The organism is Tepidanaerobacter acetatoxydans Re1, from assembly GCF_000328765.2.
GTDB lineage: Bacteria > Bacillota > Thermosediminibacteria > Thermosediminibacterales > Tepidanaerobacteraceae > Tepidanaerobacter > Tepidanaerobacter acetatoxydans.
In genome coordinates, this window is record NC_019954.2 from 150,478 (window position 1) to 174,918 (window position 24,441).

Genomic DNA, 24,441 nt, shown 5'->3' on the forward strand with positions numbered 1-24,441 from the left:
AAAATCCTCCTTGAGTGCAAAGTGCAAGCGCAGCAAGGAGGATTTTCTGACAAATTTAAATTTCACTCATTATAAAGCCTATTTTTGCGAAGTTAACCAGTATCTCGAATAAAAAATAGTGCCGAAAAGTAACTATTTGCCGACTTTTTTACTAGAATAATAGTAAAGACTTTAATGGAGGGGTTATATAATGAGTGAAGACTTTGTTGATTTAAAAGGGTGCAAAACTCCTGAAACCTATAATAAATGTGCGTATCCGGCACCTTATCCGGAAATTAAGGTGGCAAGGGAAAATCCTTACTACGGCAAACTTTTGCTTGAAGATTATGCAGGTAGAGCCGGTGAACTTACAGCAGTAAATCAATATATTTATCATCATTTTGTGTTGGAACCGGAATACGAAGAAGTAGCTGAACTCTTGTCCTGTGTAGCATTGGTGGAAATGCATCATATGGAAATTCTTGCTGATACCATATTAAAATTGGGAGTAGATCCCCGTCAAAGAACCATAGCGACAAACGAAGTCGAAATATACTGGGATGCAGGCTTCGTATATTATGGAACAGTCCTTTGTGACATGATAACTGCTAATATTGCCGGTGAATGGGCGGCCATAAGCAATTACCGCAAACATCAACAGATGATAAACGATCTTTATGTGAAAAAGATTTTGGAAAGGATTATCTTGGATGAAATATATCATGTTCAGTTATTTAGCCAAGTAACTGAAAAATACTGTAAACCGAATATAAAAAAAGAGTAAATTTATAACCTCCTTGAAAAACTCAAGGAGGTTTTTCCAGTAATACATTCTAACAAAATCAATATATGTTATAAAATATTAGGTGTTTTATAACATTTTCTAACAAAATCTATGTTTAATATTATAATAAGATATCGTAATATCTCGAAAATATAATTAATATTATTGAGTTTTATTGTAAAAATGCATTAGTCAAAAGTTAGATTTAGCTTGCAATAGCAGTAAATATGGAAGAAATTTTGCATGTAATACTTTTATGATAAGTTATATTATCAATATGTAATAAAAATAACGGCATGATATTTGCAATATAAAATATAATTATAAAACTATGAAAGGAGTTTTTTTATGTCAAAAAAAAACCTAGCATTATTACTCATTTCTTTATTGATTATTGGTCTATTAGCAGGTTGTGGAGGAGGCCAACAGAACGGTAACGATGCAGCTCCATCCGGAAATCAAGACAAAGGTGGCACTATAACAATTAAAGTTGGTCATGTTCTTGCCCCCACCCATCCTTATACTCTTGGTTTGCAAAAGTTTGCGGAATTAGTTGATGAGAAAACCGATGGTAAAATCAAGGTAGAGGTATTCCATAGCTCTCAACTGGGCAACGAGAGAGATATGGTAGAAGCACTGCAGCTCGGGACCCAAGAGATGACATTGGTATCAACAGCTCCTTTAGCCAGTTTTACAAAGCAGTTTTTGGTTTTTGACTTACCCTTTGTTTTCAAAGATACAGAATCCGCCAGAAAGGTTTTAGACAGCGAATTGGGTCAGGGACTGCTAAATTCTTTAGAGAGCCAAGGGATTATGGGTCTTTGCTATTTTGAAAATGGATTCAGACATGTGACAAACAGCAAACATCCTATAAACAAACCTGAGGATTTAAAAGGAATTAAAATACGGACCATGGAAAATCCAATCCACATGGCTACTTTTAAGGTTATGGGTGCTGATCCTACTCCAATGGCTTTTGGAGAATTGTTCACAGCTCTACAGCAGAAAACCATCGATGCACAGGAAAATCCCTTACCAATAATAGAAACTTCAAAATTCTATGAAGTTCAAGAATATCTTTCTTTAACAGGTCACTTTTATGCACCAGCCCCATTGCTTATCAGTAAATCATTTTTTGAAGGTTTAGCTCCAGAACTTCAGGCAGCTCTAAAAGAAGCAGCTATTGAGGCTAGAGACTATGAGAGAGGTTTGCTCGACGACATGAATGCCAAACTTGTGGAAGAATTGAAGGAAAAAGGCATGAAAGTTAACGAGCCTGATAAAACTCTTTTTGTAGAAGCGGTTCAGTCGGTCTACAAGCAGTTTGAATCAGATATTACTCCTGAGTTAATTCAGAAAGTAGTCGATGCTCAGAAATAAGAAAGGAAGGCAGATTTCCTGCCTTCTTCATATAACAAGGAGTGACATTTGTGGAAAAGGTAAAAAAAATCTTCAATAATATAGAAGAATTTTTTGTCGTTATTTTATTGCTTATTATGACAGTGGTGGTTTTTTGGCAGGTTGTATGTCGGTTTGTGCTTAAGGCATCATTACCTTGGTCAGAGGAATTATCCCGCTATATTTTAGTATGGGTTACATTTTTAGGAGCGAGTATTGGTGTAAAACGTGGTGCTCATATAGGTGTAGAAGCATTTTTAATGTTGCTTCCCAAGCAGGCAAGAAAATTGGTAAACTATCTTATTTCTGCTGTTTGTGTAATATTTTGCTTTATAGTATTTAAAGAAAGCTTAAGTATCATTGAAATGCAAATAGCAAATGCTCAGGTTTCGCCGGCTATGCAGATCCCCATGTGGTGGGCTTATTTAGCAATACCGGTGGGCATGGTGCTTATGAGCATTAGATTTATTCAAGTTTCTTTGAAGTTAAAATCGGAAGGTGAGGTTTAGCTATGTCAGCGATATTATTTGGTAGCTTTATTCTTTTTGCAATAATGGGCTTGCCCATCGCTATTGTGCTAGGACTTTCATCTGTCATGGCTATATCTATGGCCAGTAATATTCCTTTGATGGTTGTGGCTCAAAGGATGTTCACAGCATGTGATTCCTTCCCGCTTATGGCTATACCATTTTTTATGATGGCGGGATCACTTATGGAAAGTGGTGGTATATCCAGAAGACTCATTAATCTTGCCAATAAATTAGTTGGATCCATGACCGGGGGGCTTGCCCAAGTTGGAATACTGACATGTATGTTTTTTGCAGCAATTTCCGGTTCCGGCCCTGCTACTGTTGCTGCTATAGGTTCAATTCTTATTCCTGCGATGATAGAAGCAGGATATGATGCTGGTTTTGCAGCAGCTATTATGGCAGCAGCTGGAGCTATTGGGGTCACTATTCCTCCCAGTATTCCCATGGTCACATATGGTGTTGTGGGAGGAGTTTCTATTGGTTCGCTTTTCATGGGCGGGTTCGGTGCAGGTCTTGTGGTCGGATTATCTCTTATGGCTGCAGTTTATATAATTTCAAAAAAAAGAGGTTACTATGGCGAAAAAGAGCGTCCTACTTTTTTAGATATATTAAAAGCCGTAAAAGAGGCCTTTTGGGCTATCCTTATGCCTATTATTATTTTAGGCGGTATATATGGCGGCATTTTTACACCGACTGAAGCTGCTGCCGTTGCTGTTGTCTATGGGTTTGTCATAGGATTTTTTATATATCGTGAGCTTAGTGTCAAGGATCTGCCTAAGATATTTGTGAATACTGCCGTTAGCACTTCAGTGGTTATGTTCATTATTTCTACCGCCCAAGTTTTTGGCTGGATAATGACGAGTCAGAGAATACCGGACCAGATTGCTCAGGCCTTTATTAATTTCTCCACAAGTCCTTATGTAATACTGCTGCTTATAAACCTATTGCTGCTTGTTGTAGGTTGCTTTATGGAAACTAATGCCGCAATTATTATATTGGCTCCTATATTTTTGCCTCTTATAGTCAAACTGGGGATAGATCCTATTTTGTTTGGACTGATTATGGTGGTCAACCTTGCTATAGGAATGATTACACCACCTCTTGGTGTTAACCTGTTTGTGGCTTGTGGCATATGTGACATGACACTGGAGAGAATATCAAAGTCTGTATTACCTTTCCTGATTGCCATGATAGTAGCCCTCATGCTGATAACATATATCCCAGGAATTACGATGTTCTTACCGAACTTGCTGACGAAATAGAAGGGAGTTATTATTGTGGACTATCCGGTTATATATAGAATCAAACAAAGGTTCGATGAATATAAAATAGTAAACATTGAACAAGCTGTTCAAAAGGAGCTGGAGGTTTTAAAAGAACGGAATGCTATCAAACCTGGTATGAATATTGCAGTTACTTGTGGTAGCCGTGGCATAGCCAATATTTCCCTTATTATCAAAACTACCATAGATTATCTAAAGGATTTAGGTGCTAGGCCTTTCGTCATTCCTGCCATGGGTAGCCATGGAGGGGCTACCGCAGAAGGCCAGACCATGGTACTTGAAAAACTGGGAGTAACTCCTGAGACCATGGGAGTTCCGGTGGTATCATGCATGGATGTAGTAAAAATCGGAGAAACCCCTGAAAGTGTACCGATATATATGGACAAAAACGCTTATAATGCCGATGGAATTATTGTTATTAACCGAGTAAAGCCTCATACGGACTTTAAGGGTAATATAGAAAGCGGTCTTTTAAAAATGCTGGCTGTAGGTCTCGGTAAGCATAAAGGATGTTCTACTATCCATGCTAACGGCCTAGAAGATACCATACCCAAAGTAGCTCGAGCGATTCTTGAGAAAGCTCATGTAATTTTTGGTTTAGCAATCCTAGAAAACTCCAAGGATGAGACCTATAAGTTAAAAGGCCTGTTCCCTCAGGATTTTGAAAGAGAAGAACGGCTTTTATTAAAAGAAGCAAAATCCATAGTTCCCAAACTTCCATGGGATTATTTAGACATATTAGTAGTGCAAGAGATGGGCAAGACCTTTAGCGGCACCGGTATGGATACTAAAGTAATCGGCAGAATAAGGGTTTTTGGAGAAGAGGAAATGGAAAAGCCTTGTATTAATAAAATCGTAGTTTTGGATCTTTCCGATAACTCTTATGGTAATGCTCTTGGTGTAGGTCTTGCAGATATAACTACAAAAACCTTAGTAGATAAAATCGATTTTGATGTAACCTATGCCAATACAATACCTACAACGTATTTAGAAAGAGGAAAAATTCCTGTAATAATGAAAGATGACAGGGAAGCAATAAAAACAGCAATGATGACCATCGGAAATGTTCCTTTAGACCGACTGAAACTTGCCATAATCCCTAATACGCTGCATCTTGAGGAAATATATGCTACAAAAGCAGCAATTGAGGCTCTAAAGGATAAGGACAAAATATCTGTTCTTGATGAAGGACATCCATTGAATTTTGATGAGTCTGGTTCATTGATAGTAAATTGGAGGAGATAATTATGAAGTTAATGCATACTAGCTTACCTGAATTTAAGCTCAAGCTGCAGTCAGCGGTGATAAAACAGTCCCCCAACAAGACCTTTGAGTTAAAAGGAATAGAAAATCTTAAATCTGCAAAAATGCAGTCACTTCGCACGGGAAGAATAGAATTTGCTATTCAAGAAATAGCAGAAGATAAAGATATAGATAAGGTGGAAGTGGTGGTAATGCCGAGAGTGCCTGAGACCATGCATACGGTTATAGTAAAAGGTATAGAAAAAGACGGAACTTGCAAAAAGGCAATTTTAGAAGTTATAAATATAATTCATCCTACTGAAGAAGCTGAACTTGTTGATGCAAAAGAAGTGGATGATCGAAGACCACCCATTGGGAGACATTAGAAGGAGGTAAAAAGCATGGGAGAACTTACCGTAAGATTTATAAAGCAGGGAACCGGTCCAAAGCAAGGAGCTCCGATTAATATTGCTCTTATTGACAAAAGAGATGTAGAAGCATCCGGTAAAAGCTTGGAAGATGTTATACACATGGTTGCAAAAGTAGTAGGAGGACCAGTTGGGATAAATGTGTTTGATATGGATGCGGTGACAACCACCAGCGACGGCTTGGTAGTGGAGGGAGCTATTATTACCATGGCCGCCGGAGATATTGGTAAGGTTCATAAAGAATTCGGCATCCTGCATATGGAGGAGATGGAGGTTACCCATGAACTTATAAAAGAAGAACCCCATCTTGTACAGTGGGAAAAATATTATAAAGGCAAAAAACTCTTTAGGGGACCGGATCCTAATAAAAAGCTGATTCCGGTGCACAATGTAGTCATGACGGGGAAAGCAGTAAACAACAACTCGGCTACGGAAATGATGAACGCCGTTACTATGGAAGAGATCCTTCTTCCTATACTAGGGCAGTTGCAAATAATGAAGGACGAGCCTATTGTTTTTGGACTCACTGGAGAAGTGATTTCAGTAGGTATCGGGATGACTGTGGCAGAGAAATATGGCCGGGTATTTCCAACTCGTCAGTTTAGAGCAGGAGATACAGCCCACGGTTCAGGGGAGTATGCAAAAACCTTGAAAGCCAACATACCGTGTATTGTTGCACCTAAGAGCGTGCTGGCAGGGTATATAATTCAGGCACTGGATGCCGGTATGATTCCGGGGCTGCACATCGGTTGCTCACCAGCAGTTCTTGCAGTAGCAAACGCCAAGGGAGCTAAAATCGCCCTTGACAAAATTACTGAAAAAGCTAAAATCGAGTTAAAGAGTGTAGGAGTAGATGTAGATCATATGAAACCAGCGGTATCTTTGATGACTAATAAAGAGATAATTGAAAAGGCCGATGATATAATACCCGGTGTGGTGGATCCTGTTCTAATAAGCTCATCTAATATAGTGACTAAACTAACGCTTTCTATTTAACTGGGGTGAGATGGTGGATAATCAGGTCATAGTTTTTGTAGATAAAACCTATGTACGCATAACCGGAATTCAAATCAAGGGTTTAAAACCATTTGAATTGGAACAAACACTAAAAAATACTCTGCAAAGACCTATCAGAGTTATTGGTGTTACCGGCAGTGCAATAGAGATGGATATATATGGCATGGAACCAGAGGCAGTATATAAAGATGAAAAGGGGATAATAAAGGCTATTTCTACGGTTTCGGGAATAACCGCTGCCGACGTCATAAAAATAGCCCAAGCCGAAAGATCCGTAGAAGTTTCCGTTGAAAAGTTTCCGAAAGGTAAATACTCTGGGTGCGCCAGGGAAAGGTGGTTAAATTTTGACAAGTAAGGCCATCATTATTCCTACTGGGGATGAGATATTAAACGGAACGGTAGTCGATACCAATAGTCCGGCTATAATGGCTCTAATTCTTGAGAGATTCCCGGGGTGTGAAGTTACACGGATAACTCCTTCAGTGGACAATGAAACTACAATTATAACAAAACTTAAGAGGGCTATTGAAGAAAAAGCCGATCTCATTTTTATCATAGGTGGTTCTGGAGGAGGCCATCGTTTTATACCTAATGCAGCTCGAGATTTTACCCATACGGCTATATTGAAGATGTTCCCCAATTCTTGTTTTAAGGAAATATATGGAAAAAACGGACACTTGTGGTCAAAATTGATAGCAGCGAAAGAAAGCAATAGTTTATTGGTAAATGTTCCAGGCCCCTATGTGGAAGCCGTTGCGGCGGCTGAAGCTGCTCTAGATTCCATATTAAAGGGCGAGACAGATCCTCAAATTATTGTGGAAAGGACATCGGAAGCGGTATCCCGGCAGTATCCTTCTGGTGGAGAAATTAAATGAATGGATTTGCTACTTTTTTAGTAAAAGATTTGACAAAGGACGGATATGCTATGGCGATAGCCGGGATCTGTCCTTTTTCCTTTACTGATTCAATGGAGGACGAAATAAGTGGCTTAATAAGGAATTACAGTTTTAAACCCATTGATGATGTATTTATGACAGATTATTTCATGGCTCAATACTTTTCCAGATTTGCTCCAGAATATGTTTTAGCCTGGGGTATAACGATGCATGTGCCCCAAATGTCAGGCCCTACTGGAGGAATTATAGGGAATCCGCACATCGAAGCGAATTCGGCGAATAGCACCGGTGAATATATCGGCAGCGGTTTGAGTGTAGCCGCCCACCCCGGCGGCCCCGGGATTGTTATCGCCGGAGATCCCCAAACGGCCCGGGAAATTCTTTCACTTTCGGAACCTTCGGATGGAGGGAAAACGCCTTTACTTGCGATGGCAAAGAGATCTATAGACTTTAATATCCCAGCTGCTATAATGATAACAGATGGTACAGGTTTTAATGCTGTGGGCTGTGCTTTAACCATTGAAGGCAGTGAAATAAAATATATATCTCTCGATAGGAGTGCACTTAATGAATATTAATATGCTGTCTGATGAAGACAAGATGCCGATGCTGGAAACCACACTGGACAATCTTCGGGAAGGTGTAAATGTAGTTGATGAAAATGGAACCCTTATATTCTCTAATAGGGCATCAGCAGATTATGCTCATTCTACCGTTTCGAAAATGATAGGTTCTCAAATAACCGAATTTTATCCCCGTGCCGCTTTGTTAGAGGTATTAAGAACTAAAAAACCTCAATTAGATGTAAAAATTGAACACGATGACGGCCGAAAGTATGTAGTAAATGCCGTTCCACTTATAATAAATGGTAAGTTTAAAGGCGGTGTAGCAACTTTTCGTGATGTTACGGAGATTGAGAATTTGGGACAAAAATTAGAACTTTTAAAACAGGAACTCACTTTCAGTAAAGTAGATGACGCCTTTGAATTAATAGTAGGAAAGGACGGTAGCTTAAAAGAAGCTATAATAATAGCCCAGAGATCCATCGGTGCATTAGGAGGACCTAGGCACTCAGTTATATCAGGGGAATCAGGGACCGGTAAAACACTGCTGGCTCGAGCCATGTTCTATTTTGCTAAGAAAATCCATGTTATTTCAGAAGATGCCAGTTTTATAGAGGTGAATTGTGCACAATTTACAAATCCTGATATAGCAGCGGTAGAAATATTTGGATCAGAAAAGGGTGCTTTTACCGGCGCCACCGAAAAAAGAGGTTTATTTGAGCTGGCGGATGGAGGTGTGCTCTTTTTGGATGAGGCTCATGCATTAGCACATTATCAAACAATGCTTCTTAAAGCAGTTGAATCAGGCAAGATCCGAAGGATAGGTGGCAGAAAGGATATAGATATCAATGTGATTGTTATTGCAGCCTCAACCAAAAATCTAAAAAATGTGCTTTTGCCAGAACTGTACCAAAGACTTGCCCAGTATGAAATAAAATTGCCGCCTCTTCGGGAGAGACCGCTATCAGAAAAGGAAAAACTACTGAACTGTTTCATAGAAAATTATGAGTACAATGCTGGTGACAAATATAATGTCAAACTCAAAATAGATTTTACAAATGAAGCTAAGGGTATTCTCTTAAATGCCTATTATCCGAGGAACATCCGGCAGTTCAGAGATATAACTTATGCTACTATTGATGCGGCAGTACCTCTGATAAGCGATGTGCCTGCATCCAAAAAAGTCACTGCTGTGGTAGATATAAATCATATACCCTTTTATATGTTTGAAAGCAGTGGAAGTGATGGAGTATATCAAGAACAGGAAGAGCCTAAAACCATAGAAAGTTTTAATTTTGATGACAGCAAGATGGATAGAGAAGAAATATTAAACAAGATAATTTTTACTCTAAATGAGAAGGGTCTTGGGCCAAGGAAAATCGCTCGAGTGTTGGAAGAAAAAGGGTATGATATAAAGTACTATCAGGTAGCATATCGATTAAAAAAACAACGTAATTCAAATATATAGTAATATAAAATAACCCCACAGGGTTATTTTGTTGGGGGTATTGGTATTAGCTAAGCCTCGCTTAAGAATGCATAATATGCTTTTTTGGCTTCATAGAGGTCGGCCTTGCTGGAGATTTCCCAAGGTGCGTGCATATTGTGCAGGGCTATGCCTGCATCGATGACTTGCATACCGTAGTTGGCGAGGATATAGGCTATGGTACCGCCGCCACCCTGATCTACTTTTCCAAGTTCTGATGTCTGCCAGATGACCTTGTGTTTATCCATGATGTTTCTGAGTTCTGCAATAAATTCCGCATTGGCATCATTGCTGCCGCTCTTTCCTCTTGATCCGGTGTATTTATTAAATACGATTCCCCTGCCAAACCTTGCACAATTCTTCTTTTCCATGACATCGGGATAATTTGGGTCAAAGGCCGCACTTACATCGGAGGATATCATCTTTGAATTGGCTAAGGCTCTTCTAACTTTCAGCTCACTATAGTCCCCAAGCAAGTTAGCAATTTCCGCTACGGTATTTTCAAAAAATCTTGAGTGCATGCCAGTAGCTCCGACACTGCCAATTTCCTCCTTATCAACAAGCAAAGCTACACAAGTCTTTTCAGGATTTTCTATTTCGGTTATAGCTTCAAAAGATGTATAGGCACAAACTCTGTCATCCTGCCGTAAGCCATAATCATACTCTTATCTATTCCATAATGTCTCGCCTTTCCGGCAGGAACGATTTCAAGTTCCGCTGAGACGAAATCTTCTTCAACTATGCCGTATTTCTCATTTAGGATTTTCAAGATATTATGTTTGACTCTGTTCTTTGCCTCTTTACCCTTTAAGGGTATACTACCAACAAGTATATTAAGGTTTTCACCTTCTACACCATCGGCCAAGGTCTTTTTCATTTGGTCTTGTGCAAGATGGATTAGTAAATCCGATACTCCCAGCACTGGATCGCCCTCGTCTTCGCCCATAACTATGTTTATGCGGGAACCGTCTTTTTTCGCGATTACTCCGTGTAAGGCAAGGGGCAGCGTAACCCATTGATATTTTTTAATTCCGCCGTAATAATGGGTTTCAAAAAGTGCCAAGTCTGCGTCTTCATACAGAGGGTTTTGCTTTAAATCCAACCTTGGGGAGTCTATATGTGCTCCTATTATACAAAGACCTTCTTCTAAAGGCTTTTTTCCGATAACAAAAAGAGCAATAGTTTTTCCCATAATTTCCGCATATACTTTGTCTCCGGGCTTTAATGATTTTCCCTGGTTTATAAGTTCCTGTAGATTCCTGTAACCTTTCTTTTCTGCACGGCTTGTAAATTCTTCGACACATTCTCTTTCAGTTTTACAACGGGACATAAAATCGATATATTTCTCGGATAAATCAAATACTTTTTTTAAATCTGTTTTTGAATATTTATCCCATGCGATTTCGTATTCCTTTTCAAAGGGAGATTTATTATCTTCATTCATCGAAATTTACCTCCAATATTTTAATTTACTCACACACTATATTTTACCAAAGATGAAAAAATATATAACAAAAAAACCTATGACTTGATTTCAAGCAAATAAAACGATAAATGCGGTATAATAAGGAAAAGGCATTTTTGCAAATGTCATATATATTTAATATAATAATTTTATTTAAGCAGCTGGTTTTACCGTATTACCGCATATAAGGAAGAATAGTTTTTATGAGTTTTTTAAATAGTTCTATTTCATGTGGAGAACACTTTTTAAGCAAATTATTTATTTCATAGAAGCCTTCATCCCAAGTTTCATATGTATTATTATTTGGATCACATATGTAAGCCGCATCAAAGCTTAACCTTCCCAGAACAAGGTAATCCAAAGAAACATGCAAACAGTTTGCGACTTTGATTAAAGTCGGCATACTCATTTGCCGCTCACCTCGCTCTAGCTGACCTATATAATAGTCTGAAAGTCCGATTATCTCTGCAAATTCTTCCCGTGATAATCCCAGTTTTTCTCTTTCTTCACGTATTCTTTTACCGATAGCATCGTTGTCTATTTCCAATTTTCAATTCACTCCTTATTAGAATAACCTTATCTAATTTTCGAACATAAAAAAATTAGCAGTAAGCATATATTTATTATTTGCAATGAGAATGTATTTAATGTATATTAAATGCATTACTATATAACATGGGAGTGTGAATAATGAATATAGAAGATAAGATAGAAACAGCGAGGAAAGCACTGCATAATGCTTTAAAGGGAAAAGACAATGAAGAAAAGGTGCTCGAAATCAGCCGAGAAATTGATAAATATATTATAGAATACTATAAAGAGGACAAATCTAAAAAATATTAGCTGTTTATGTTAATGGAAAAATGATGTTTTGGTGCATGGCGAAAAACCTCAGCTATTGACACCTGCTAATTGCCGTGTTAATATAAAATTAAATAAAACCGGATATAATCTTCAGGGCAGGGTGTGATTCCCGACCGGCGGTAATGCGGCAAGTTCCGTTAGCCCGCGAGCGAAAGCAGACTCGGTTAGATTCCGAGGCCGACAGTAAAGTCTGGATGAAAGAAGATTGATTTTTTATGATGGATTTTAAAATTCCCTGAGATTATGTCTTTGGGAATTTTTTAAATTAACGGAGGGTGTGTAGCAATGAAAAGTGAAGTAAATAAAATGGCAAGACTTGCTATGCTTGCAGCTCTATCAATACTTTTAATGTTTTTAATCAGGTTTCCGCTTATTCCTTCAGCGCCATTTTTGGAATATGAGCCGGGTGATGTGCCGGCATTAATAGCAGCATTTTTGTTCGGCCCGGGAGCAGGTGTTTTAGTGACTCTGATAGTTTCACTTATACAGGCTTTAACGGTCAGTGCAGGAAGCGGCTGGATCGGTGCGATAATGCATTTTATAGCTACTGGAACGATGGTTGCGGTTGCAGGATATATTTATAAAAAAATCCACACACAAAAAGGTGCAATAATTGCACTGGCTGCAGCGTCAATTAGCATGACACTTGTGATGATACCCCTTAACCTAATATTTACAACAAAATTCATGAATGTTCCTATGGAAGCCGTAAAAGCCATGATTATCCCGATTATAATACCTTTTAATTTACTGAAGGCATCCATTAATTCGACACTGACGTTCTTGGTTTATAAACCGGTTGGGAAGGTCATGAGAGTGGAAGTAAAACCCATAAAACCGTTAACAAAAAACTGTTGACATTTATCCAAAGCCTGTGATACAATTATCTAAATCAATCGGAAATTCGATGACAGGAAAGAGTAGCTTTGATGGAAGGTTAAAGAGAGCCGCCGGCGGTGGGAGTGCGGCACCGAAAGTCATAGTGAATGGGTCTTGGAGAAGGCAAGGCGAAATACTTTAAGTAGCTTTGCACGGCATGTCCCCCGTTAGCGAAGGACAGGATATCGCGAGAACATCGCCGTATCTGAGAAAAGTGAGTTTTACATTGAGGTGGCAAGCATTTCATCCTGAAGATGAGATGCTTTTTTGTTATATACACCCGGTGTAAGGCTAATTTGGGTGGCACCACGGAAGCAACCGTCCCTTTTATGTAAGGGACGGTTTTTTTATATTCTACTGTCGTTCTGAGCGTAGCGAAGAATCTTACTTAATAAAATATTCCGGTTTGAGGTGATAGATATGACATGAAAGCGCAAAATTAATATATACAGCAGTGAAAAACCTATCAATAATATGCAATGAACTTTTCTAGCATTGCTTGTAAATTTGAAAACCTTTGAGGAGAAGAATTACGACCTAAGATAGAAAATAAAAGTATTGAAAAATAATACTTGATTTAAAGAGGAGATGACAGAAATGGAAGATACAAAAATATTACTTAAGGAAAGCGAAATTCCAACAAGCTGGTATAATATTCAGGCAGATATGCCGACTCCTGTAAAACCGCCGCTTAGCCCTGTTACAGGGAAGCCTGCGACGCCTGAGGAGCTAGGGGCAATATTCCCTGAAGAAATCATAAAACAAGAAGTAAGTACAGAGCGTTTTATAGAAATACCCGAGGAAGTTCAAAAGTTATACAGATTGTGGAGGCCGTCGCCCGTCTATAGAGCACACAGGCTGGAAAAGGCTTTAGATACGCCTGCCGGGATTTACTTTAAGTATGAAGGAGTGAGTCCCGCCGGCAGTCATAAGTTAAATACCGCCATTCCTCAGGCCTATTATAATAAAAAACAGGGGATAAGGCGGCTGGCCACCGAAACAGGTGCAGGGCAGTGGGGAACAGCACTTTCTATGGCTTGCAAGTTCTTTGACATGGAATGCTCGGTTTACATGGTGAAGGTAAGTTATGAGCAAAAGCCCTATCGGCGCTCAATAATGCAGCTTTTCGGAGCAGAGGTGTTTGCAAGCCCCACCGATAAAACCGATGCGGGCCGTGCCGTGCTAAAAGAGCATCCGGATTCCTTAGGAAGCTTAGGTATTGCAATAAGTGAAGCGGTGGAAGATGCCGTAAAAAATTCTGATACGAACTATGCTTTAGGCAGTGTATTAAACCACGTAGTTCTTCACCAAACAGTCATTGGTCTTGAAGCTAAAAAACAAATGGAAAAAGCAGGCTACTATCCGGATGTGGTAATAGCCTGTTCCGGCGGCGGCAGCAATTTTGGCGGAATTGCCATGCCATTTGTGCACGATAAAATCAAAGACGGCAAAAAAACACGTATAATCGCAGCTGAGCCTGCCGCCTGTCCAAGTCTTACAAAGGGCAAGTTCACTTACGATTATGGCGATGTGGCCCATTTGACTCCAAAGATGATGATGTATACCTTGGGAAGCGATTTTGTTCCACCGGGAATCCACGCAGGAGGCTTGCGCTACCATGGAGCATCTCCAATCCAAAGCCAGCTTTTGCATGATGAGCTGATTGAGGCTGTTGCTTATGACCAGCAGGATATTTTTGAAGCAGCGATGCTTTTTGCACAAAATGAAGGAATTGTGCCGGCACCTGAATCAGCTCATGCTATAAAAGCAGCAATCGATGAAGCCTTAAAAGCCAAAGAAGCCGGAGAAAAAAAGACAATTTTGTTTAACTTGAGCGGTCATGGATATTTCGACATGGCATCTTACGACAATTATCTTTCCGGCAAGCTGCAAAACTCCAGCCTGTCTGATGATGTCTTGCAGGAAACCTTAAGTAAACTACAGTAAGACAGTATTTGACAGATAAGCAAACAAATATAGACTTTATAATTGCAATTAAATGCTGATTTTAGATATTTACAATAAATTAAAAACTGGAGGGAATTATTATGAAATTGAGAGATATGATTTTGACATCACTTCTGATAGCAATCGGATTGGTGCTTCACTATATCGTTCCGCCTATTATGGGAGGTATGAAACCGGATTTTCTGCTGTCAATGCTATTTGTAGCACTTTATATAGACAGCAGCCCGAAAAATGCTCTGCTTGCAGGCATACTTGCAGGTATATTTTCTGCCATGACTACCGGATTTCCCGGAGGCCAAATAGCAAATATGTGCGACAAAATGGTTACAGCTTTTGCAGTGATAGCGATGATAAAGGTATTTTCTAAATTGAACCAAAATGCTGCGGTAATAATTACCGCAATTATTGGAACTATAATAAGCGGTACTGTCTTTTTGGGCACAGCTCTTTTTGTAGTGGGAAGCCTGCCTCTTGCGTTTCCGGTACTTTTTACGACAGTAGTTTTGCCGGCAGCGGCAATAAACACTGTTGCTACTTTTATATGCTACAAAGTGGTAGCCTCAATGCAAAAATCGGTGCTGCATAAAGCATAAGCAAATCTTACGGGGCAGCCGGAATTCCGGCTGCCCAAGTGCTTATTATAGCGTTTTATTATTTATAGGGCTATACTCCCTTCATAGTAAGGCTTATCCTGTTTCTTTCTGCATCGACGGATAATACCTTAACCTTTACCACATCGCCGACACTTACCACATCAAAGGGGGAACGCACAAAGCCTTCGGAAAGCTCCGATATGTGGCATAGGCCGTCCTGATGGACGCCGATGTCGATAAATGCTCCAAAGTCCGTGATGTTGCGCACACTGCCCATTAAGGCCATGCCGGGCTTTAAGTCTGAGATTTCCAGCACATCAGTGCGAAAGATGGGGGCAGGAAGTTCTTCGCGAGGATCGCGGCCCGGCTTTTTAAGCTCTGACAGGATATCTTTTAGGGTAGGGATGCCGATATCAAGATTTGAAGCCATTTGAGCGATTTCATTTTCAGAAAATATTTTTATCTTAAGCTCATCTAAAGTGTAAAGCTTCATAATCTTTTCGGCTATATCATAACTTTCAGGATGGACGGCGGTATTATCTAAGATATTACTGCTTTCCGGCACGCGAAGAAATCCTGCACACTGCTCAAAAGTCTTAGGCCCCAATTTAGGCACCTTTAAAAATTCCTTTCTTGATTTAAACATGCCATTTTCTTCCCGATATTTTACGATATTTGAAGCAGTAGATGCGGTAATGCCGCTTACATAGCCAAGAAGCGAAGGCGATGCGGTGTTTACGTCTACGCCTACGCTGTTGACGCAGTCTTCTACAACACCCGAGAGCTTTTCTGAAAGCCGCTTTTGGTTTACATCATGCTGATACTGGCCCACACCAAGTGATTTGGGGTCTATCTTTACCAGCTCTGCCAAAGGGTCTTGAAGGCGCCGCGCAATGGAAACAGCTCCTCTAAACGAAACATCCAGATTCGGAAATTCCTCCGTTCCAAGTTTTGATGCAGAGTATACCGAAGCTCCCGCTTCGCTTACGATAACATAGGAAACAGGTCTTGAGCTTTCCTTTAAAATTTCCGCCAGGAATTTTTCGCTTTCACGGGAAGCAGTGCCATTTCCCAATGAAACAACATCGACTCGGTATTTTTCTATTAAATCCAAAATAATCTTCTTGGATTCATCAAACTTATTTTGTGGTGGTGTAGGATAGCAAACCGTGTATGCTAAAAGCTTTCCGGAAGCATCTATTACTACAATTTTGCAGCCGGTTCGATATGCTGGGTCAAAGCCCATTATTACCCGACCTTTTATAGGGGGCTGGAGAATCAAGTGTTTGAGATTTTTAGAAAATGTAGAAAGTGCCTGCTCCTCAGCTTGTTCTGTAAGCATATTCCTGATTTCGCGCTCTATGGATGGCCAAATAAGTCGCTTATAGGCATCTTCGATTGCATTTTCCATAAGATGAGAGGTAGGCGAAGACTCCTTTATGTATTCGGCCTTTATGATACTTATGATTTCATCATCGGGAACCAAGATTTTTACCTGAAGATATTTTTCCCTCTCGCCGCGATTTATGGCAAGGATGCGGTGTGAAACAATTTTTTGTACAGGTTCCTTAAAGTCATAGTACATAGAATAAGTCGATGTTTCCTCGGTAAGACCGGATGTCTGAACAATTCCCTTTTTATAGGCTGTATCTCGTATAAGCTTGCGAATTTTGGCATCATCTGATACAACCTCGGCAATGATGTCAAGGGCTCCGGCCAGAGCTTCCTCGCAGGTTGCTACACCCTTTTGCGGGTCTATAAAGGATGCGATAGCTTGTTCGTCAACCATGTCTTCCTGAGCCAAAATCTTTGCTGCCAGAGGCTCAAGCCCTTTTTCCCTTGCAATGGTAGCCCTGGTTCTTCGCTTGGGCCTAAAGGGCCGGTAGATATCTTCTACTTCCTGAAGGGTTAAAGCCCTATCAAGATTTTGTCGAATTTCCGGCGTGAGTTTTTCCATTTCCTCCAAAAGCTTTACAACTTCAGTCTTTCTTGTTTCAAGATTTCTAAGATAGGAAAGCCGCTCAAAAAGCAGGCGAAGCTGCTCATCCGACAGACCTCCGGTTACCTCCTTCCGATAGCGGGCTATGAACGGTACGGTATTTCCCTCGTCTAACAGTCCGACAGTTGCCGCAACTTGTCTTTCGCCTATATTTAATTCTTGAGCTAAAGTTTTTATGATTTTTTCCATACTAACCTCCTGCTTGTCTGTGCGAGTCTGATTAAAATATTTTCTTTTTTAAACACAGTTTGATTTTGCCTATAGATCTAATATCTCCACTGCCGGAGTAAACCGGTATATTACATCTTTGCGTTCTATTATAATTGTGGCCTTTTTTGAAAGCTCATCATCCTTCTTGATAGCCGTAAGCAGCTTTTTGACGGGATTTACAGCAACAGGATTGCCCACCATTTTTAGCATCGAAAGGTCCCCTGTGGTATCTCCATATGCAAAACTTGCATCTAAATTTACATCATACGAGCTTACAAGTTGATTTATCGCCTTTTGCTTATTTTCCGAGTCCCACATGCTGAGAACCTCGCCTGTAAAATTATTATTTTCATCTATAATATACTGAGTTGCCTTATATGCCGTAACTTTATATTTTTCAGCCATTTTTTCCACTAGAAAGTCAGGAGCCCCTGAGATAAAAAATATCATGTGGCCCTGCTGCCTATGCCAGTTAATCCTTGATCTGGTATATCGGTAAACCTTATCCCAGTTCATGTTTATTACCTGACTTGCCACAAATTCGATGTAGGATTTATTTATCCCTCTAAGTTCTTTTACATAAATTTTTACCAGCTCATCCATATAATCATTGAAATCACCATAGCGCTTTTCCCACTCAGAATAATAATCCTTAAGGCTGCCGTGCCAAACGCGAGGGTCTATTACTTCATACTTTATTAATTTTTTAAAATGTTCAATCATAAGAGAATTTCGAAAAAGCGTGCCGTCAATATCAAAGAATGAAGCTATATTCCCCATGACTTTCACCTCCTTGAAATCATTCATTGGGGGCAGGCAAATAATCCATTTTTTCTATATTATATTATATCATATCATTTGAATAGAATAAGACACCAGTAGGAATTAGTCTATCGACATAAAAATGATCCTTATTTTGGACCTTGTAATCCTCATTAGAGGGTAAAAGAAACGGGCGAGGATTTTTATATATTTCCAAGGCTTAGCAAAAAATATCACGGGCGAAAATTTTATTATATAAAAAAAAGGAAAAGTAAAATCGTTATAGAATATATTAAGTTAAACTTCTGCATTCAAGGTTGCATACTTCAACGTTTGATAAAAGAGTAAAACAAAGTAAAAAGGATTGGAGTGTTATAAATGGATTACAACAGAGTGTATAATTTTTCTGCCGGCCCCGCCATTATGCCCACCCCGGTGCTGGAAGAGATTGCTAATGAAGTGTTAAACTACAGAGGAAGCGGCATGAGTGTCATGGAAATGTCACACCGATCCGAGGTTTTCCAAACCATCATCGACGAGGCTGAAGCGGATTTGCGTGAACTTATGAATATTCCTGATAATTATAAGATATTGTTCATTCAGGGTGGTGCCACGCTACAGTTTGCAATGGTTCCTATGAACCTTATGAAAAACGGTGTTGCAGACTATATTGTAACCGGTGCGTGGTCAAAAAAGGCCTATTTGGAAGCTAAGAAATATGGGAAAGTTAATTTACTTGCAACCAGTCAGGATAAAAACTACACATATATTCCCGATTGCTCGGATCTGCCTGTTGATCCTAATGCCGATTATGTTTACATCTGTGAAAACGAAACAATACATGGCTCAACCTTCCAAAAGCTCCCGAACACCAAGGGTAAGATATTGGTTGCTGACCAGTCGTCAATGTTTCTATCCAAACCTTGCAATGTTTCAGACTACGGTCTAATCTTTGCTGGAGTACAAAAGAATGTTGGTCCGGCTGGCTTAGCAATAGTGATCCTCCGAGAGGACCTTATCCGTGAAGATTTGGACGAAAAAGTGCCTACCTATATGCGCTACGACATACACGCAAAAAGCGGTTCCCTGTACAATACGCCGAACTGTTGGAGCATCTATGTTTGTGGTAAAGTTTTCAAACACCTTAAAAAAAGCGGCGGACTTTCTGCTATGCAGAAAAGGAATGAAGAAAAGGCTGCGATTTTATATGATTTTCTTGACAGCAGCAAAATGTTCCGCGGCACAGTGGAAAAGGAATACCGCTCCTTGATGAATGTCACCTTTGTGACGGGAGATGAAGAACTTGATGCAAAAGTCGTTGCGGCAGCCAAAGCGGCCGGCTTCGATAACCTGAAAGGGCATAGGAGCGTTGGCGGCTTACGTGCATCTATCTATAATGCCATGCCTAAGGAGGGCGTTGAGGCCCTAGTTGCATTCCTTGAAAAATTCGAGAATGAGCATAAGGCATAACATAAATTTTCAGGAAATCCATGAGGCGGATTTAGCGGCAAATTTTAGATGCTAAATTAAGTTCGGTATTTATATCAAAAACTCCAACTATCTGTTGGAGTTTTTGATTTGTTTTTTCAAACTATTTACAAACAATTATAAAACAGCTTGACCATCACCTTGTATATTAACTTATGGTTTTGTTGAGGCGGCAGCTATGCTGATTAAAGAAGTATGTACAATAACAAAATTGACTAAAAAAGCAGTGAAATATTACGAAGAACAAGGTTTGGTTTGTCCCAAGGTTTCGGAAAAGGGTTACAGAGATTCCAGTAAAATTTCGCCTATGGGTGCGGGGCTTAGTAATACGCGGAAAGAAGCTGCTGATATTATTAAAAAAAACTCTTGACGAAGTGCAAGTAAACAGGTATAATTGTATACAATTATACAAAAGTGCAAGGGGAGGAAGTCTTATGAAAACGGAAAATCAAAAAATATATCTGGTGGATACGACTTTGCGGGATGGCGAGCAGACGGCAGGAGTAGTTTTTGCAAATAGAGAAAAAATCCAGATAGCCCGGATGCTGGATGAGATAGGTGTAGACGAGATAGAAGCAGGGACTCCTGTTATGGGCGGAGATGAAAAAGAGGCGATTACAGCTATTGCAAAGCTTGGACTCAATGCGCGCATTATGGCTTGGAACAGGGCTGTAATAAAAGACATACAAGAATCTTTGCGGTGCGGAGTAGACGCAGTTGCAATTTCTATAGCAACTTCAGATATGCACATAAAAGATAAACTGCACTCTACGAGGGAAGAAGTGCTGGAAAAGATGGTAAAGGCAGTGGAATACGCCAAAAAAGAGGGCGTATATGTTTCGGCAAATGCTGAAGATGCAAGCCGCAGCGATGAGGAATATCTGATTCAATTTATAAAAGCTGCAAAGGAGGCCGGTGCCGACCGCATCAGGTACTGCGATACGGTAGGGATAATGACTCCGCTTGAAATCTATGACAGGATTAAGAGAATCAGGCAGGCAGTAGACATTGACATAGAGATGCATACACACGACGATTTTGGCATGGCGACAGCAAACGCGATTACAGGTGTAAGCGCAGGTGCTACACATGTAGGTGTTACGGTAAACGGCCTTGGCGAGCGGGCAGGAAATGCGGCATTAGAGGAAGTCGTAATGGCATTAAAACATCTGTTGGGTTTTGATATGAAACAGGATACAAAAAAATTCCGCGAGCTTTGTGAATATGTAGCAAAGGCGTCCGGTCGTGATTTGCCTTCATGGAAAGCTATAGTAGGCACAAGCATCTTTACACATGAGTCGGGAATTCATGCAGATGGTGCTATTAAAAATCCAAGAACTTATGAGGTGTTCGATCCTGATGATGTAGGGCTTACACGGCGTTTTGTAATCGGCAAACACTCAGGAACTGCGAGCATTAAGAAGAAACTCGGCGAGTATAATATTTTTATTGAAGATGATTTGGCAAACGTTATCCTTGAAAGTGTCCGCAAAACATCAGTAGAACTCAAACGGCCTTTGACCGATATGGAGCTTCTAAACCTTTATTATGAATATGTCAATAATGATATAGAACATGCGATTTAGGAGGTTTACAATTGGGACTTAATTTGACGCAAAAGATTATCAAAGAACATCTAATTTCCGGATCAATGGAAACTCAGAAGGATATCGAAATTGCCATAGATTCCACATTGACACAGGATTCTACAGGGACTATGGTCTATCTTCAGCTTGAAGCTCTTGACATTGATAAGATAAAGACAAAATGTTCCGTTGCGTATGTGGATCATAATATGCTGCAAACCGGATTCGAAAATGCCGATGACCATCTATATATAAAAACTGTAGCGGGCAAGTACGGGATAATTTTTTCCCGCCCGGGCAACGGCATTTGCCATCAGGTTCACCTGGAACGTTTTGCAAGACCCGGGTGGACCCTTTTAGGTTCCGACAGTCATACACCAACTGCCGGAGGTATCGGCAGCCTTGCCATAGGTGCAGGGGGGCTGGATGTGGCGGTTGCCATGAGCAACGGAACTTATTCGATGGTCATGCCTAAAGTGTGCAATATTATTTTAGAAGGTAAACTGAATCCGCCTGCCACGGCAAAAGATGTAATTCTTTATATCTTAGGGAAGCTTACCGTAAAGGGCGGTGTAGGCAAGATATTCGAATACTCGGGCGAGGGAGTAAAAACCCTTTCCATTCCTGAGCGAGCCACTATTACAAATATGGGTGCGGAACTGGGAGCTACTACTTCCATCTTTCCATCGGATGAAAAGACCCTTGAATTTTTAAAGCTGCAGGGAAGGGAAGATGATTTTGTAGAACTTAAGGCAGATGATGATGCGGTATATGATGATACTCTTACCGTAGACCTTTCAAAGATTGTCCCCATGGCGGCATGTCCCCATAGCCCTGACAATGTAAAACCTATAAGCGAGCTAGAAGGCACTCGCGTAACCCAGGTAGCTATAGGAAGCTGCACCAATTCTTCTTACAGGGATTTGACCATAGCCGCTCGAATATTGAAAGGCAAAAAGGTTCATCCTGATGTGAGCCTGGTTATTTCTCCCGGTTCAAAGCAGGTGCTTACAAAGCTTTCCATGTCAGGCGCATTAAAAGATCTTATAGACTGTGGAGCCCGAATTTTGGAATGTGGCTGCGGACCGTGCATAGGCATGGGGCAGGCACCGGAAACGAACGGTGTTTCCCTTCGCACATTTAACAGGAACTTTGAGGGAAGATGTGGCACAAAATCTGCCAAGGTTTATCTTGTAAGCCCTGAAGCTGCCGCTATATCTGCCATATATGGCAAGATTACAAACCCTGGTATGCTGGGAGAAGATGTATTTACAGATGTTGAGGAATTTTCCTATATAAATGACAACATGATACTTAGGCCTGAGGAAAATCCATCAAAAGAAGTAATAAAAGGACCCAATATAAAACCGTTTCCTTTAAATACTCCTTTAAGGGACAGTATAAAAAAGAAAGTTGTCTTAAAAGTGGGAGATAACATAACAACCGACCATATAATGCCGTCAGGAGCAAAACTGCTGCCATACAGGTCGAATATACCACATCTTTCAAACTTCTGCTTTTCAGGAGTAGACCCGGATTTTGCCAAAAACTGCAAAGAAAATGATGGCGGTTTTATTGTAGCAGGGGAAAACTACGGCCAGGGTTCAAGCAGGGAACATGCGGCATTAGTGCCATTATATCTTGGAATAAAGGTGGTATTTGCCAAGTCCTTTGCCCGCATACACAAGGCAAACCTTATAAACAGCGGAATCATTCCTTTAGTTTTTAAAAATCCGGCAGATTATGATAAAATCAACGCATTTGATGAAATACAGATTAAGGACATAGCTGGCCAGCTTAAAAGCGGGAAGACAATTCTTGCATCGGATAAAACTTCAGGCAGGAATTTAGAGCTAATTTTGGATGTTACCGAAAGAGAAAAAGAAATACTGCTTTGTGGCGGGTATATAAACTACATGAAAAGCAGGAGGGAAAACTGTCATGCATAAAATAACATTGATTTTTGGGGATGGCATCGGACCGGAGATTACCGAGGCGGTAAAGACTGTTATTGCTGCCGCAGGAGTAGATATTTTGTGGGATGTGCAGGAGGTGGGGCAAAAAGCTCTCAAGGCTTATGGAAATCCCCTGCCGGATGCTGCCATTGAAAGCATTAAAGCCAATAAGATCGCATTAAAGGGGCCTGTGACAACACAAATAGGCAATGGCTTTAAGAGCATTAATGTTACCCTTCGCCAGACCTTTGACCTTTATGCTAACATACGGCCGGTAAAATCACTGCCCGGCGTAAAAACACCTTTTACCGGCATAGATATGGTGATATTTAGAGAAAATACCGAGGACCTGTACGCCGGCATAGAAAATGTTATAAATGAGGATAGAGTAGAGGCTATAAAAGCAATAACCCGTAAGGCCAGCCGCAGGATCGCCGAAAGGGCTTTTGAGTATGCACACCAAAATAACCGCAAGAAGGTGACAGCAGTACATAAGGCCAATATTATGAAAAAAGCCGACGGCCTTTTTCTGGAAGAAGTCCGAAAGGCCGCCGATAAATATAGCGATATAGCCTATGATGAATTGATAGTCGACAATGCCTGCATGAAACTTGTGCAGCAGCCGCAAAAGTTTGATGTGATAGTTACCGAAAATTTATACGGTGATATCATCTCTGATTTATGTGCCGGCTTGGTAGGCGGTCTGGGGGTTGTGCCGGGAATGAATGTGGGCGAGGAGTGCATGATTTTTGAAGCAGTCCACGGCAGTGCTCCCGATATTGCAGGTAAAAATATAGCAAATCCTTTGGCCCTTCTTATGTCGGCAGTGGAAATGCTAAAAGCCATTGGCGAAACTGAGGCGGCCGATTCTATACAAAGTGCAATTTATAAATTGTTAAAAGAAGGCAAGTGCTTAACTCCCGACCTGGGTGGCAGTGCTACAACATCTGAGGTGGCGCAAGAACTGTGCAGGCTTGTTGCAAATTAAGTATACGTAACTAGGTGCCCGGCGGCATACGCTTTTGCATTTAATATCTCTTTTAAAGAAGATAAAAAATCGCTATGG

At 40.3% G+C, this 24,441-nt stretch carries 23 protein-coding genes, 1 pseudogene, 1 riboswitch and 1 other annotated feature; of the genes and pseudogenes, 20 read left to right on the forward strand and 4 right to left on the reverse strand.

Features of this window, described 5'->3' with window-relative positions; genetic code table 11:
• Nucleotides 1–190 precede the first annotated feature (190 nt).
• The 11 genes from TEPIRE1_RS00665 to TEPIRE1_RS00715 all read left to right on the forward strand — a co-directional run bounded on the left by TEPIRE1_RS00665 (nucleotide 191) and on the right by TEPIRE1_RS00715 (nucleotide 9,588).
• Nucleotides 191–763, forward strand: a complete 573-nt coding sequence (locus TEPIRE1_RS00665; protein ID WP_013777266.1) for a ferritin-like domain-containing protein — start codon at nucleotides 191–193, stop codon at nucleotides 761–763.
• A 348-nt stretch (nucleotides 764–1,111) separates the two neighbouring features.
• A complete protein-coding gene (locus tag TEPIRE1_RS00670) occupies nucleotides 1,112–2,143 on the forward strand; it encodes a TRAP transporter substrate-binding protein (RefSeq protein ID WP_013777267.1) in 1,032 nt (343 codons plus the stop codon).
• Nucleotides 2,144–2,193: 50 nt separating this feature from the next.
• Nucleotides 2,194–2,670, forward strand: coding sequence for a TRAP transporter small permease (locus tag TEPIRE1_RS00675; RefSeq protein WP_013777268.1), 477 nt, complete (start codon nucleotides 2,194–2,196; stop codon nucleotides 2,668–2,670).
• 2 nt (nucleotides 2,671–2,672) lie between these two features.
• Nucleotides 2,673–3,953, forward strand: coding sequence for a TRAP transporter large permease (locus TEPIRE1_RS00680; protein WP_013777269.1), 1,281 nt, complete (start codon nucleotides 2,673–2,675; stop codon nucleotides 3,951–3,953).
• 15 nt (nucleotides 3,954–3,968) lie between these two features.
• Entirely contained in the window at nucleotides 3,969–5,219 is a 1,251-nt protein-coding gene (locus TEPIRE1_RS00685) for a nickel pincer cofactor-dependent isomerase, group 22 (RefSeq protein ID WP_013777270.1), read from the forward strand.
• A 2-nt stretch (nucleotides 5,220–5,221) separates the two neighbouring features.
• Entirely contained in the window at nucleotides 5,222–5,602 is a 381-nt protein-coding gene (locus tag TEPIRE1_RS00690) for a hypothetical protein (protein WP_013777271.1), read from the forward strand.
• A 15-nt stretch (nucleotides 5,603–5,617) separates the two neighbouring features.
• Complete coding sequence (locus TEPIRE1_RS00695; protein ID WP_013777272.1) at nucleotides 5,618–6,640, forward strand: hypothetical protein; 1,023 nt, start codon at nucleotides 5,618–5,620, stop codon at nucleotides 6,638–6,640.
• Nucleotides 6,641–6,650: 10 nt separating this feature from the next.
• On the forward strand, nucleotides 6,651–7,016 hold the full coding sequence (locus TEPIRE1_RS00700) for a hypothetical protein (protein ID WP_013777273.1): 366 nt from the start codon (nucleotides 6,651–6,653) through the stop codon (nucleotides 7,014–7,016).
• On the forward strand, nucleotides 7,006–7,536 hold the full coding sequence (locus TEPIRE1_RS00705) for a molybdopterin-binding protein (RefSeq protein WP_013777274.1): 531 nt from the start codon (nucleotides 7,006–7,008) through the stop codon (nucleotides 7,534–7,536). Before TEPIRE1_RS00700 ends, TEPIRE1_RS00705 begins: the two co-directional genes overlap by 11 nt.
• Nucleotides 7,533–8,135, forward strand: coding sequence for a hypothetical protein (locus TEPIRE1_RS00710; protein WP_013777275.1), 603 nt, complete (start codon nucleotides 7,533–7,535; stop codon nucleotides 8,133–8,135). Before TEPIRE1_RS00705 ends, TEPIRE1_RS00710 begins: the two co-directional genes overlap by 4 nt.
• Nucleotides 8,125–9,588 (forward strand): sigma 54-interacting transcriptional regulator, encoded by a 1,464-nt coding sequence (locus tag TEPIRE1_RS00715; protein WP_013777276.1) that lies wholly within the window; start codon nucleotides 8,125–8,127, stop codon nucleotides 9,586–9,588. The genes TEPIRE1_RS00710 and TEPIRE1_RS00715 overlap by 11 nt, the downstream gene beginning before the upstream one ends.
• A gap of 50 nt (nucleotides 9,589–9,638) precedes the next feature.
• Here the strand turns inward: TEPIRE1_RS00715 and TEPIRE1_RS14335 are convergent.
• Together TEPIRE1_RS14335 and TEPIRE1_RS00725 are read right to left on the reverse strand one after the other, a co-directional pair.
• Nucleotides 9,639–11,050, reverse strand: a pseudogene (locus tag TEPIRE1_RS14335) (aminopeptidase).
• A gap of 196 nt (nucleotides 11,051–11,246) precedes the next feature.
• Nucleotides 11,247–11,618, reverse strand: a complete 372-nt coding sequence (locus TEPIRE1_RS00725) for a helix-turn-helix domain-containing protein (protein ID WP_013777278.1) — start codon at nucleotides 11,616–11,618, stop codon at nucleotides 11,247–11,249.
• Between the two features lie 143 nt (nucleotides 11,619–11,761).
• On the opposite strand from TEPIRE1_RS00725, the gene TEPIRE1_RS13290 reads away from it, so the two are divergent.
• From TEPIRE1_RS13290 to TEPIRE1_RS00740, 4 genes are all read left to right on the forward strand, one after another.
• Nucleotides 11,762–11,914 carry an aspartyl-phosphate phosphatase Spo0E family protein gene (locus TEPIRE1_RS13290; RefSeq protein ID WP_013777279.1) on the forward strand — a complete coding sequence of 51 codons (153 nt, stop codon included), beginning with the start codon at nucleotides 11,762–11,764 and terminating at the stop codon, nucleotides 11,912–11,914.
• A gap of 103 nt (nucleotides 11,915–12,017) precedes the next feature.
• Nucleotides 12,018–12,145: riboswitch (FMN riboswitch) on the forward strand.
• A gap of 75 nt (nucleotides 12,146–12,220) precedes the next feature.
• A complete protein-coding gene (locus tag TEPIRE1_RS00730) occupies nucleotides 12,221–12,793 on the forward strand; it encodes an ECF transporter S component (RefSeq protein WP_013777280.1) in 573 nt (190 codons plus the stop codon).
• A gap of 40 nt (nucleotides 12,794–12,833) precedes the next feature.
• Nucleotides 12,834–13,143 (forward strand) — a binding site (T-box leader).
• Between the two features lie 268 nt (nucleotides 13,144–13,411).
• The gene (locus tag TEPIRE1_RS00735; protein WP_013777281.1) at nucleotides 13,412–14,761 is read left to right on the forward strand and encodes a TrpB-like pyridoxal phosphate-dependent enzyme; all 1,350 of its coding nucleotides are present in this window, start codon (nucleotides 13,412–13,414) and stop codon (nucleotides 14,759–14,761) included.
• 101 nt (nucleotides 14,762–14,862) lie between these two features.
• Complete coding sequence (locus TEPIRE1_RS00740) at nucleotides 14,863–15,375, forward strand: tryptophan transporter (protein ID WP_013777282.1); 513 nt, start codon at nucleotides 14,863–14,865, stop codon at nucleotides 15,373–15,375.
• A 70-nt stretch (nucleotides 15,376–15,445) separates the two neighbouring features.
• On the opposite strand, the gene TEPIRE1_RS00745 is transcribed toward TEPIRE1_RS00740, so the two are convergent.
• A complete protein-coding gene (locus TEPIRE1_RS00745) occupies nucleotides 15,446–17,563 on the reverse strand; it encodes a Tex family protein (protein ID WP_013777283.1) in 2,118 nt (705 codons plus the stop codon).
• 69 nt (nucleotides 17,564–17,632) lie between these two features.
• Nucleotides 17,633–18,364, reverse strand: a complete 732-nt coding sequence (locus tag TEPIRE1_RS00750) for an HAD family hydrolase (protein ID WP_013777284.1) — start codon at nucleotides 18,362–18,364, stop codon at nucleotides 17,633–17,635.
• A 360-nt stretch (nucleotides 18,365–18,724) separates the two neighbouring features.
• On the opposite strand from TEPIRE1_RS00750, the gene serC reads away from it, so the two are divergent.
• The 5 genes from serC to TEPIRE1_RS00775 all read left to right on the forward strand — a co-directional run bounded on the left by serC (nucleotide 18,725) and on the right by TEPIRE1_RS00775 (nucleotide 24,363).
• Nucleotides 18,725–19,816, forward strand: coding sequence for a 3-phosphoserine/phosphohydroxythreonine transaminase (gene serC / locus TEPIRE1_RS00755; RefSeq protein WP_013777285.1), 1,092 nt, complete (start codon nucleotides 18,725–18,727; stop codon nucleotides 19,814–19,816).
• Between the two features lie 196 nt (nucleotides 19,817–20,012).
• Complete coding sequence (locus TEPIRE1_RS00760) at nucleotides 20,013–20,204, forward strand: MerR family transcriptional regulator (RefSeq protein ID WP_013777286.1); 192 nt, start codon at nucleotides 20,013–20,015, stop codon at nucleotides 20,202–20,204.
• Between the two features lie 64 nt (nucleotides 20,205–20,268).
• Nucleotides 20,269–21,420 carry a homocitrate synthase gene (gene nifV / locus TEPIRE1_RS00765; RefSeq protein ID WP_013777287.1) on the forward strand — a complete coding sequence of 384 codons (1,152 nt, stop codon included), beginning with the start codon at nucleotides 20,269–20,271 and terminating at the stop codon, nucleotides 21,418–21,420.
• Between the two features lie 11 nt (nucleotides 21,421–21,431).
• On the forward strand, nucleotides 21,432–23,369 hold the full coding sequence (locus tag TEPIRE1_RS00770; RefSeq protein ID WP_013777288.1) for an aconitate hydratase: 1,938 nt from the start codon (nucleotides 21,432–21,434) through the stop codon (nucleotides 23,367–23,369).
• Nucleotides 23,362–24,363, forward strand: coding sequence for an isocitrate/isopropylmalate dehydrogenase family protein (locus tag TEPIRE1_RS00775; protein WP_013777289.1), 1,002 nt, complete (start codon nucleotides 23,362–23,364; stop codon nucleotides 24,361–24,363). The genes TEPIRE1_RS00770 and TEPIRE1_RS00775 overlap by 8 nt, the downstream gene beginning before the upstream one ends.
• Nucleotides 24,364–24,441: the final 78 nt, after the last annotated feature.

Excerpts from the sequence above, each read along its gene's own strand:
- TEPIRE1_RS00700 (WP_013777273.1), top strand. The coding sequence starts at position 6,651 with ATGGTGGATAATCAGGTCATAGTTTTTGTAGATAAAACCTATGTACGC.
- TEPIRE1_RS00665 (WP_013777266.1), top strand. The coding sequence starts at position 191 with ATGAGTGAAGACTTTGTTGATTTAAAAGGGTGCAAAACTCCTGAAACC.
- serC (WP_013777285.1), top strand. The coding sequence starts at position 18,725 with ATGGATTACAACAGAGTGTATAATTTTTCTGCCGGCCCCGCCATTATG.
- TEPIRE1_RS13290 (WP_013777279.1), top strand. The coding sequence starts at position 11,762 with ATGAATATAGAAGATAAGATAGAAACAGCGAGGAAAGCACTGCATAAT.
- TEPIRE1_RS00680 (WP_013777269.1), top strand. The coding sequence starts at position 2,673 with ATGTCAGCGATATTATTTGGTAGCTTTATTCTTTTTGCAATAATGGGC.
- TEPIRE1_RS00750 (WP_013777284.1), bottom strand. The coding sequence starts at position 18,364 with ATGGGGAATATAGCTTCATTCTTTGATATTGACGGCACGCTTTTTCGA.
- TEPIRE1_RS00760 (WP_013777286.1), top strand. The coding sequence starts at position 20,013 with ATGCTGATTAAAGAAGTATGTACAATAACAAAATTGACTAAAAAAGCA.
- TEPIRE1_RS00715 (WP_013777276.1), top strand. The coding sequence starts at position 8,125 with ATGAATATTAATATGCTGTCTGATGAAGACAAGATGCCGATGCTGGAA.
- TEPIRE1_RS00745 (WP_013777283.1), bottom strand. The coding sequence starts at position 17,563 with ATGGAAAAAATCATAAAAACTTTAGCTCAAGAATTAAATATAGGCGAA.
- TEPIRE1_RS00695 (WP_013777272.1), top strand. The coding sequence starts at position 5,618 with ATGGGAGAACTTACCGTAAGATTTATAAAGCAGGGAACCGGTCCAAAG.
- nifV (WP_013777287.1), top strand. The coding sequence starts at position 20,269 with ATGAAAACGGAAAATCAAAAAATATATCTGGTGGATACGACTTTGCGG.
- TEPIRE1_RS00735 (WP_013777281.1), top strand. The coding sequence starts at position 13,412 with ATGGAAGATACAAAAATATTACTTAAGGAAAGCGAAATTCCAACAAGC.
- TEPIRE1_RS00730 (WP_013777280.1), top strand. The coding sequence starts at position 12,221 with ATGAAAAGTGAAGTAAATAAAATGGCAAGACTTGCTATGCTTGCAGCT.
- TEPIRE1_RS00710 (WP_013777275.1), top strand. The coding sequence starts at position 7,533 with ATGAATGGATTTGCTACTTTTTTAGTAAAAGATTTGACAAAGGACGGA.
- TEPIRE1_RS00670 (WP_013777267.1), top strand. The coding sequence starts at position 1,112 with ATGTCAAAAAAAAACCTAGCATTATTACTCATTTCTTTATTGATTATT.
- TEPIRE1_RS00740 (WP_013777282.1), top strand. The coding sequence starts at position 14,863 with ATGAAATTGAGAGATATGATTTTGACATCACTTCTGATAGCAATCGGA.
- TEPIRE1_RS00775 (WP_013777289.1), top strand. The coding sequence starts at position 23,362 with ATGCATAAAATAACATTGATTTTTGGGGATGGCATCGGACCGGAGATT.
- TEPIRE1_RS00690 (WP_013777271.1), top strand. The coding sequence starts at position 5,222 with ATGAAGTTAATGCATACTAGCTTACCTGAATTTAAGCTCAAGCTGCAG.